The following is a 9,433-nucleotide window of genomic DNA, read 5'->3' on the forward strand; positions in this document are numbered from 1 at the left end:
CCCGTGACTTGAACTCCGCCGCATACCTCTTGCGCGTAACCTTGCCCATAAAACCCGTCCTCGTTCAGGCCAGATGATAGCTTATCGCCCTGTCCGAAAAATGGGGACCACTTCTGACCACCTGTGCAACTGCTGACGCAGAGTGTGTGGGAGTATTATAAAAATTGACCCGGGAGTCTGCCCCTCTTGGCTCATAACCCAAGGGGCAAAGGCTGGCATCTGTTGTGCTGGGCGGGGAAAAAATGGTGCCCCCATTCAGATTTGAACTGAAGACCTACCGCTTACAAGCAATTAACACTATGGTAAGGTCGTTTATATAACAGCGAACTTTCAAAGAAAATATGGGCTGTATTAGGTTTGTATTAGACTGCCCGTTTTCCAGTAAGTGCTAAATGTGAAAAATGTCACGGTCTTGAGTATCGACAAGAACCACGCATTTTCCCTGAATATGACATCTTAGTTCTCCCCTTACTTCTTGTAGGGTGGTGTCTTGTGGAATGTTTGAAAGCGGTAATTCTTTGGTGGTACGACACCTTGGACAAGTGGCCTTCAATGACCAGCCCTTATAGGCACGTACTCTGCTTGCTAGTACGAATCGAAGTTCTTCATCTCGTTTCATGATATGCCCCAAGAAGGACATACCATGAACGAAAAATTATTCCGTTTCTTCTTTATTTTCTGGAAATGTAACTGCTTGTATTAACTTTCTACCTAAAGCTGTCACCGTATAAGAAACTGGAGATCGGCCTAATTCCTTCAAACAGCCCTTTTCTTCTAACCAACGTAAGGCAATGCTAACATCGTCTATATCAACAATATCTTCTTTTTTATTAACAATAACTTCAACCATTTCCTCGATGATCATATTTTGTCCAGCATCTGCCAAAATGTCTGGAAAAGCAGAAACAATAATGGCAGTATAAGAATCACACTCTTTTATTATATCTATTATTTTCCCACTAATGATTTTGTCTTTGCCAATCATAATACGTGCCAAGAGCGCAGCCCAAATTTTTTGCAGCTCTGCTCTATCTTCTTCCATTGCGGGTTCTAGAACTTCTTTGGCTAGAGTCGCAGAAATGTCATCGAGACGTTTTTTGCCTTTGATCATTTCCTCAGTCATCTTAAATTCAGCGTTCAGATTTTTTTCGCGGCGTTTTCTTTTGATTGGGTCAGTCCAGAATAAACCAATCGTTTCATAGATAGCTTGGTAGACGCCGGGAACCGCATGAGTAAGAGCACTAACAGCATGAGCTGCATGTTCAATTTCTTGCGGGTTAAAATTGACTAAATTAGTCATGAATACCTCATTGAAAATACTCAGACTAAGGTGTGGTTTGTGTTTTAGCTTTTCCAGACCTCTCTTCTGATTTTCCAATGTTGGAATCCAACCACTCATGAAAAAGCCCCGACTGTTAAGGCCGGGGCTTTTGCTTAAGATGCCATTACGAACTGCATGGATAATGTACCGAATGAGAGTTCGGTCGTGCCATTAACCTGATCGTGCTGTGGTGCTTCTACGAGCCAGCACCCCTTAGCGATGATTGAGTTGCCAGAGCGGCCATTCAACGTGATGTTGTAACCGCCGGGGTTACTGAAATTTCCCACATAGTCACAACCCGAATAATGCAAAACGGTCAGATTGATCGTTCCAGCTTCCTTGTTCCAAGTCACCACATTAGCCAGTGGGCCTTGATTAGACTCTGCGGGAATGTTGGATTCAAATGGTGCCTTATAGGACACTGATTCGGCAGTTGGGTAATAGACAGTGTCAATGTATGCGCTCAATGCGCCTTTCAAAAACTGATCCATAAATATCTCCTAAATTATTTCGATAGGCTCAAATTGAGTGCAATCTGATTAAGACCCCATGTCAGTGTGCCGGATGCCTGAATATTCAGACGCCCAATAACCTGAGTGTCCTTCTCAACAGCCAATGATGCTGTGAAGCTCTTGATGTCAGTGCAAACTCCAAGATCAACGAGGTCTTGGTAGGCATGAACCATCGTGCCCTTAACTGCCGAAGGACTGGTCATGTAGATGCTCGGCGTCTCAAGACCATCATCAACTAGGATGTGTGGATTTGAGGTGTAGGGGGTCAACTGAGTGCGGAAATATTTTGCCGCATATGCACTCTGAAATGGTGTTTCCAACGAGGTGTCATTGATCGCGTCACCAGTTGAAGATAGAGTTGCCGCAATACGTGTTCTCTGGATTGTCGGATTACCCGCTCTGTCATAGCTGATCGTGGAATACCCATTAGCAAAGAGAGTATCGAGAACGCTCTGAGGCATACGTTCAGCCAATGGCACCACGCCAATTCCCAATGCCCAACTACGAAGCGGAAGGCTTGGACTGATCTGTGTGCGTGTTGCAATCTCTGCGGCTGCCTGACCAATCAAACGAGCCGGAGACAAAGACATTGGGCATGGGAAGACAACGGTTTTATCCGCTGATGTGAAATCAGCCGCTGCTGTGATAAACGCATTAACGGAAGAAGCCTGCTTTGCCGTAATGTAGATGCCATAGAGTTCAGATGTCGCTGACCAAGCCTTCTCAGCGTATGTCTGCCAGCCCTGAATTGCAGCCGCGCTACTGAGTGTTCCGATAACAAGGTCAAACTCGATATCGCCTATGGTCGCTAGCGTCTGCTCCATAAGAACGTCATCGGTCACACCTGTTATGGTTGTCTCATCGACTGTCGCAACAGTGAGTGTGCCAACACCTGTGATGGTCAACGTATCACCGACCTTATAGCCAGTGCCGGGATTGTTGATTGCAACCGAAGCGGGCAAAAACTTAGAAGCCGATGGTGTTGAGGTAACGTCAAATGTTGCCCCTGTGCCAGAACCACCAGTGGCCGCGATAGCAGTTCCCGCAGGATCAGTTGCGCTTGCGGTGCTGTTCAGGTTTGAAGTGATACTCTTGATGTTGCCATTAGAGACAGTGCTGGTGCTCTCATTGGTGGCGATCAGGTTGATCGCATAGAGAGATGTTGAGCTGTCTGTTAGCTGATACTGCTCGATGATTGTGTAGATGTCAGATGTCTTACCGAAGTCACTTGCCAACTGATCAAGTGTCGTAAAAAGGTATGGCCCTGTCTTACCATACATAGCGGTTCCCGATGTCGCATTACCCATAACCAGAACGAGAAATTCATTACTGCCAGTCGATGAATCATTGATGTTAAGATTCACCGTAACGCCGGGTTTGGTATAGCTAGTCGGTGTTCCCGAAATTATAGCCATGTTAATCTCCTAAAATATATATTTGAGGTGACCTAAAAGTCACCAGTATTTAGTTTCCTTGAATGTTCTGAATGGATACGGAGTTATTTTTGTCATTATTCAATATCATTTGAGTTTGAATTTCTCGTAATTGGATTTCAGGTGACAAATAGCCATCAAGGTAGTCAATCTGCATTGGTATGGTGAAGTATGCGACATAGACTTCATAGGCATTTTCAGACAGATCACCGAGCCGTTCAAAGCGTTCCAGTCTAAAGCCATTGAGATATCTCTTCTGACTTGGTTGCCAGTTGTAGAGACTGTGCATGAGGTCTTTCAGGCCATTATCCATGAAGGTAATTTGCTGACCTGCGCCCGTGAGATCGGTCGGGGCATCATAGACACACGTACAGGCCACGATGACTTCAAGGGTCTGAACTGTGGTCGTGCTGCTATTGGGGTTTGGGGATACATCCCCGAATTCAACAGATATGCCGCAATAAGGTAACTGGGGTTTCTGTGGTGTGGTCTGATCAATGATCTTTTTCGGGGAAGCCCCCATACCAACTTGAGCAAAGGTTTTCTGATTGGCTTGTATGTGTTGAATAACCGCCACGGCATCGAGTATCGGGGCTGGATTGTGAAGGTCATCCATATCAACCTCCAATCGCAGGAACTTGGTAGTTCCTAAGCAGGAAATTCATCCCATTTTCCATTGGATTGAACACCCCATCACCGGGATTTTCGAAGAAGCCCTTGGTCGCCATGTTGATTGCCAGCAGAATTGGCGCAGGAACAGTTCCATCGACTTCATAGAGGCCGCCGGTAAAGTCCACGATCATGTTCTTGTATTTGTAGAATGCGTCCATGATGGACATATTCCAGCCCAACATGATCTTGGGGTATTTGCAGCTTAGATCGACATAAAAGTCCTGGCCCTCAGTGAGCACAATATCCTCACCGCCCCAGATCGAAACCGTGACACTTTGGATGCTTTCAACACGACAAGGCAATTCAATCCACTGGTTGGTGGAAATGCCATTGGACGTAAAAGCCGTTCCAGTTCTCAACCATGTGTTGTGATAGCCGTCAGATAATTCACTGGCATTACGTGAAATGACAAAGCGACATGAACGCTTGCCAAGTGGTGTACCAAGATACTTTTCAATGGTTGACGTGTTGGCATCACCTATCTGCTCAATAATGGCATCACGATAAGGGCCAGCACTTCCAACGAAGTCGATCAGGCCATTCACATCACCGGGGTATTTGGTCACGTCATTGGTTACGAGGCTGTAGAGCATCACTTCACCCAAAGCCCTTCATCCGCGTCTTCAACAGAAATGACCTTTGCGACATTCGCACTCACAAGAGCTTTCGCAATCACGGACTTAACGCGAACAACAGTTCCAGCAGTCCATCGGGCATTATCTTTAGTAATCTCAACCGTAGTCATTGGGGTCTCCCACTAAATATTCGATATCGTTTATTTAGTAAGGAGTTAGAATGTTATTGGATTTAACGGGGAGGGAGACACAATCAGACTTTGATAAAATGGATACATACCTGAAGACAATTGAAGAAGAAAACTTCGACTGTTGGTGGTATGCGAGGCAAGTTGAAAGCGGGATGATACCCGCATGTCAGTTCGTTAAAAATGCCATTGCTCGTGAACGCGCGAAGTTAGCTGATCCTGATTGTCCCTATTATTTCGATCCGCATCCGGGCTTTAGGTTCTTTGCCTTCTGCCGACACTTTTACCACTTAAAAGGAGATAAAGGCGGAACTCCATTCATATTAGCCCCGTGGCAAATATGGGTTTTTTCCATGTTGTTAGGCTGGAAAAATAAAGAGGGACAATACAAGGATAAACGCCAATACAAAGTAACATATCTTGAAGTACCACGAGGCTCAGGCAAATCGGCAATGATGGGCTTGTTTGGCCTTTTCATGCTGTCGATGGATGGTGAATGGGAACCGGAAGTTTATGTCGCGGCGACTAAGAAAGACCAAGCCAACTTGCTCTTTAACTCCGTTGTGCGTCAGGTCGAATTCCCGGCAAACAAGAAGATCATCCAGCATATTAAAGTCCGCCGTAAACGCGAATATCTGATTTCAACAAAGCTACAGGGTGGAACATTTAAGTCCTTATCAAAGGACTCAAAGAGCTTCGATGGCATGAACATTCATTGCGCCTTGGTCGATGAAATCCATGCCCACCCGGATAGTGAAATATGGGACGTTCTGAGTTCAGGTTCTAATAAGCGCGCTCAATCCCTGATGGTTGGCATCACGACCGCTGGTACGAATTTCTCCAACTTTGGATTCCAACAATCTACCTACATGAAGAAACTCCTCAGGGGGGATTTTCAGGATAATGAAACCTTCGCTTGCGTGTGGACAATCGACAAGGGCGATGACCTCTACACAGAAGACACATGGATCAAGGCCAATCCCTCTTGGTGGACCTCTGCGATCAACCACACCAAGTTTGCCAACGCCATTGAGCGAACCCGTAACTGGCCTGAAACCAAAGCTGAGACATTCACCAAACTTCTGAACATCTGGTACCAGAGCAGTGATAAGTGGCTTGCCCCTGAGAAAGTCGCGGCATGTAATGACCTGACCATTCCAGAAGCGCACTTCAAAGACATACCCTGCATTATCGGAGTGGACTTGGGCTGGACTGAGGACATGACCGCCTTGGTGAATGTCTATGAAAAATTTGTCGATGAAGGAGAAGGGAACTGGCGCAAGCACTACTACGTCTATCCGAGGTTCTTCAGTCCAAGCCGTCTAGTGGCATCAGGGTCTAAGCCCAAATACACGATGTGGGAAAAAGACGGCCTACTTGAGACGATGCCCGGTGATACGATTGACTATGAAGTCCTACAAGAGATGATCTTCAAAGAGTTCCGTAGCCATCGAGTTATTGAGACTGCCTTCGATAGATGGAATGGGCATCAGATGATGACCAACATTCAGAACCAGTTCGGGCGTGATTCAGTGAGCCAGATCAATCAGTCGATGGGTGGATTGAATGATGCGTCTAAGTTCTTCAAGCGACTGGTGCTTGAGCAGCGTATTCACTTCCATCATGACATCTTGGTTTGGAACTGCCTGAATGCGGTTGTTCGTGTGGGTAATGGGGGTCTGATCTTAGTGGACAAAGACCCCGGCGCCCCTCAGGATAAGATTGACGGCTTGAAGGCCACATTGAACGCCTTGGAACGCTTTATGATCCGCAATGGCAGTAATGGTGACTCATGGGATGCTATTATGATTTGAGAGACTTTTTTACGTTTGCGTGTGACGGTGACAATAGCGGGGTAAATAGAAAAAATATCACCTAACAGTTGCCATGGTAGAAATTTAGAATAAACTTTTTTTTGTAGGTCAAAGACCTACCAGCGCTGCCTAGATGGGGCGTTGTTAGCTCTCGCTCATGTGAGGAGTAGTAGTTATGTGCCTACCCCCTAAATCAACTCTTCAAATAAGTGATGTCACTGATACGACACGCTCCCTTTTATTACACATCCCGCGTGATAAAATGGTTGGCTTCGGTTATGCTCAAGCCGAAGTGCTTTTTGCTCTTGTTGCAGCAGAAATCCTTTCGAATCAGATGCCCAAGGATATGTCTCTTTCCGTAACCAATATACCAAATGGCCCCACCAGTGCTGGTGCTCCCCCCGACACGATAGCTGAGTTTTTAGATTCTCCTAAAGCTCAAGAGGTGTTCTCTGATTACGAAAACACAGAGGGAGCTGACTGGGGCTCCATCTACGGGAAGTGGCGCTCTCAACTGGCGAATAAAGACCCGGCTCTTGTGGAAAATGTATGGCGTGGTATTGCCTCCGCTCTCATACGGTAGTTAGGTTGAGAACACCCCATATTAGAAATGAAAATTATTATAGACATAGCTCACGTGAGCTATGTCTATAATATATAATATATAATATATAATATCTAAAATAAATGGCTCTATGAATCTCTTGGCATTGGAAACCAATGCGTTCCTAGTGGCTTACGTTCCCCATGATCCACGTTAGTATTTATCTTCTTTGTTAGCTGATCGAAGTAGTATTCATCTGAGCTGTCACAGACCATTACATGATATGGATTAACGCAGCATCTGCGTTCGCAACGCATTCCAATAAACTTACTTTTTGTCTTGATACCATGATCGCTCAATAAAGCTTCTCGTAATGAAAAGACTTCTTTGGCTTCTCTGTTCACCAACTCAGCTTCTTCGTCGTGCCATATCCAACAATCTGTTGCCTCGAACTCATTTTTTCGTTTCACGGTTACATTGTCAACCAAGCAGGGAAGAACGAGCAATAATGATGCTCGTTCTTCCCTGCCGTGTAGAATGGTGATCCGCAATTTCTACATAATCTTTTAATATTTTTCATTATGCGTCCTTTATCTGTTTGAACTGAAATGAATTTCCATTTTTTCTAACTGACCACTGAGTTTTCAATGAATGATTAAACTGAATTAGTGATCTGGCCTTTTCAACAAAGTTACCTTTGTTCATAGTCTTATGCCCATAACGTGAGCACCATTCTTCATAGTAGCGATAAAACATCGCTGGCTTGATATAACCATCTTCAACGGTTGTTTTGTCCATTGCCAGTAGCTTGAACTCGTCTTCAAGGAACTCTTCAACACTGCTTTTGACGCGCATTGCTTCCTGAATATTTTTGAGTTCAAGTGTGAATGGCAGCATGGGGTCTGCGGCTTCCTCATCAACGGATTGCCATAAAAGATCGAAGTTAATGGCGTTGAGCACGTCTCGGTCAGTTGGCCCCATCATCGTCAATTCAACATATCGCCTCATACCAGTCTCATCTCTGATCATGGTCTGAACACGTTTGTTCGTGGCCGCGATGAATGTTGATAGCTGTTTAATAGCTGCCGTGCTTTGTGTCTGGAATGTCCTGTTGTTGATATCCGAACCAGTCAGAACCTTTTTCAATGTCTCCGGGCTTGCCTCTTGAACCTCAGCGAGTTCTTCAAGGAACAACACAGGGTAATCATAGATGTCATTCGTCTTACCGTCAGTCAGTAGAGTTACGGATATCTCTTTGAAACAACCTGCGAGCGGCTTGAGGAATGTGGTGATCATCATGGACTTACCCGCCCCTTGCTCACCATATATAATTGGCATCAGGTGATCACTGACAGTCAGGCCACGGGTCTTACGCTTCACTTGCCAGATGAACTTTTTCATCACCGCTGAGATGAAGCCTGCTTTGTAATCATGACCAACGAAGGCGGATTGCTCAAAATTATTCCAATGGACTTTTGCGTCTCTCTCAGAAGTCTTTGAATAAGTCAGACTCAACATAACTTCTGTTTTCTTAACCTGACGGTCTCTCTTGAGATATGTCTCAAGGGCAGCACGAATGGCACGTTCACCATAACCGAGATTTAAGTCCGCATTTAGAACGATCAGTTCATTCACAATATCTGAGGAAGTTATGTTCTGCGTGGACATCATCTGACGTTCAGAGAGTTGAACACGATCAACCCATGCGTCACCAGTTAATCGTCCTATCGGATCGGGTGTCTTTACAAGACTACCATCAAGGTGTTGGGTCATTTTTAATGTGGTGAGAAATGCCTGCTCAACAAACTGGCTTAATGTCTCGGGTTTGAAACCCAACTTATCATTGATCTCTTCGGTTTTCTTTTGGTTCCTCACGATATCATCGAACTTCTTGGCCGTGAGATGCTTGTGTTCGACCATGTATTTTTTAATGTCCGAGATATCTTCATCTGCGGACAACACCTTCAAAGACTCATAAAAATGAGCCATCTTGCGGTCATCTGCGGCACTTTTGATAGTCTCTAAAATATCCATTGCTGTAATGTCTGTCATTGCTTGGCAGCCTTTCTAATAAAAAACCCCACTCGATTAAATGCTGCCAAGCGAGTATCGAGTGGGGTGGTACAGACCAATATGTAGTGCAATTCACTGTTCGTATTTATAACAGTTCTGATATTCAGAATTCAAATTGTATTTGGTCTGTAACTACTCGCTTGGCATGTTTGTCGTTACAGTTCTATTTATAGTTTGACGCGATTTTATCGCCTCTTTGTATAAAGAAAATATACTACCAGACACTCATGACTGTCATTATTCATGTAAAAATGTATATGAGCACCGTCAAAATGTATATCAAATGCTCAAAATGTATATG

Annotated in this window: 9 protein-coding genes; 2 read left to right on the forward strand and 7 right to left on the reverse strand. The window is 44.8% G+C overall.

Annotation, left to right across the window (positions count from 1 at the left end; translation table 11 throughout):
- Window positions 1-655: 655 nt before the first annotated feature.
- The 6 genes from GOB86_RS13755 to GOB86_RS13780 are packed head-to-tail and all read right to left on the reverse strand — an operon-like array spanning window position 656 to window position 4,683.
- A complete protein-coding gene (locus GOB86_RS13755; protein WP_165993149.1) occupies window positions 656-1,399 on the reverse strand; it encodes a hypothetical protein in 744 nt (247 codons plus the stop codon).
- A 35-nt stretch (window positions 1,400-1,434) separates the two neighbouring features.
- Window positions 1,435-1,812: a phage tail tube protein gene (locus tag GOB86_RS13760; protein ID WP_165993151.1), complete on the reverse strand. Its 378-nt coding sequence runs from the start codon at window positions 1,810-1,812 to the stop codon at window positions 1,435-1,437.
- 14 nt (window positions 1,813-1,826) lie between these two features.
- Window positions 1,827-3,248 (reverse strand): hypothetical protein, encoded by a 1,422-nt coding sequence (locus GOB86_RS13765; protein WP_165993153.1) that lies wholly within the window; start codon window positions 3,246-3,248, stop codon window positions 1,827-1,829.
- 49 nt (window positions 3,249-3,297) lie between these two features.
- A complete protein-coding gene (locus GOB86_RS13770; protein WP_165993155.1) occupies window positions 3,298-3,882 on the reverse strand; it encodes a hypothetical protein in 585 nt (194 codons plus the stop codon).
- Between the two features lies 1 nt (window position 3,883).
- Complete coding sequence (locus GOB86_RS13775; RefSeq protein WP_165993157.1) at window positions 3,884-4,543, reverse strand: hypothetical protein; 660 nt, start codon at window positions 4,541-4,543, stop codon at window positions 3,884-3,886.
- A complete protein-coding gene (locus GOB86_RS13780; RefSeq protein ID WP_165993158.1) occupies window positions 4,531-4,683 on the reverse strand; it encodes a hypothetical protein in 153 nt (50 codons plus the stop codon). The genes GOB86_RS13775 and GOB86_RS13780 overlap by 13 nt, the downstream gene beginning before the upstream one ends.
- Before the next feature lie 50 nt (window positions 4,684-4,733).
- Between GOB86_RS13780 and GOB86_RS13785 the strand changes: the two genes are divergently transcribed.
- Together GOB86_RS13785 and GOB86_RS13790 are read left to right on the forward strand one after the other, a co-directional pair.
- Window positions 4,734-6,515 (forward strand): terminase large subunit, encoded by a 1,782-nt coding sequence (locus tag GOB86_RS13785; protein WP_165993160.1) that lies wholly within the window; start codon window positions 4,734-4,736, stop codon window positions 6,513-6,515.
- 175 nt (window positions 6,516-6,690) lie between these two features.
- A complete protein-coding gene (locus GOB86_RS13790; protein WP_165993162.1) occupies window positions 6,691-7,098 on the forward strand; it encodes a hypothetical protein in 408 nt (135 codons plus the stop codon).
- A 540-nt stretch (window positions 7,099-7,638) separates the two neighbouring features.
- On the opposite strand, the gene GOB86_RS13795 is transcribed toward GOB86_RS13790, so the two are convergent.
- Entirely contained in the window at window positions 7,639-9,111 is a 1,473-nt protein-coding gene (locus tag GOB86_RS13795; protein ID WP_165993163.1) for a VapE domain-containing protein, read from the reverse strand.
- Window positions 9,112-9,433 lie beyond the last annotated feature (322 nt).

Source organism: Acetobacter lambici, from assembly GCF_011516885.1.
Taxonomy (GTDB): Bacteria; Pseudomonadota; Alphaproteobacteria; order Acetobacterales; family Acetobacteraceae; genus Acetobacter; species Acetobacter lambici.

Coding starts and splice junctions, on each gene's coding strand:
- GOB86_RS13755 (WP_165993149.1), bottom strand. CDS start 1,399: ATGAGTGGTTGGATTCCAACATTGGAAAATCAGAAGAGAGGTCTGGAA.
- GOB86_RS13760 (WP_165993151.1), bottom strand. CDS start 1,812: ATGGATCAGTTTTTGAAAGGCGCATTGAGCGCATACATTGACACTGTC.
- GOB86_RS13795 (WP_165993163.1), bottom strand. CDS start 9,111: ATGACAGACATTACAGCAATGGATATTTTAGAGACTATCAAAAGTGCC.
- GOB86_RS13770 (WP_165993155.1), bottom strand. CDS start 3,882: ATGGATGACCTTCACAATCCAGCCCCGATACTCGATGCCGTGGCGGTT.
- GOB86_RS13765 (WP_165993153.1), bottom strand. CDS start 3,248: ATGGCTATAATTTCGGGAACACCGACTAGCTATACCAAACCCGGCGTT.
- GOB86_RS13780 (WP_165993158.1), bottom strand. CDS start 4,683: ATGACTACGGTTGAGATTACTAAAGATAATGCCCGATGGACTGCTGGA.
- GOB86_RS13790 (WP_165993162.1), top strand. CDS start 6,691: ATGTGCCTACCCCCTAAATCAACTCTTCAAATAAGTGATGTCACTGAT.
- GOB86_RS13785 (WP_165993160.1), top strand. CDS start 4,734: ATGTTATTGGATTTAACGGGGAGGGAGACACAATCAGACTTTGATAAA.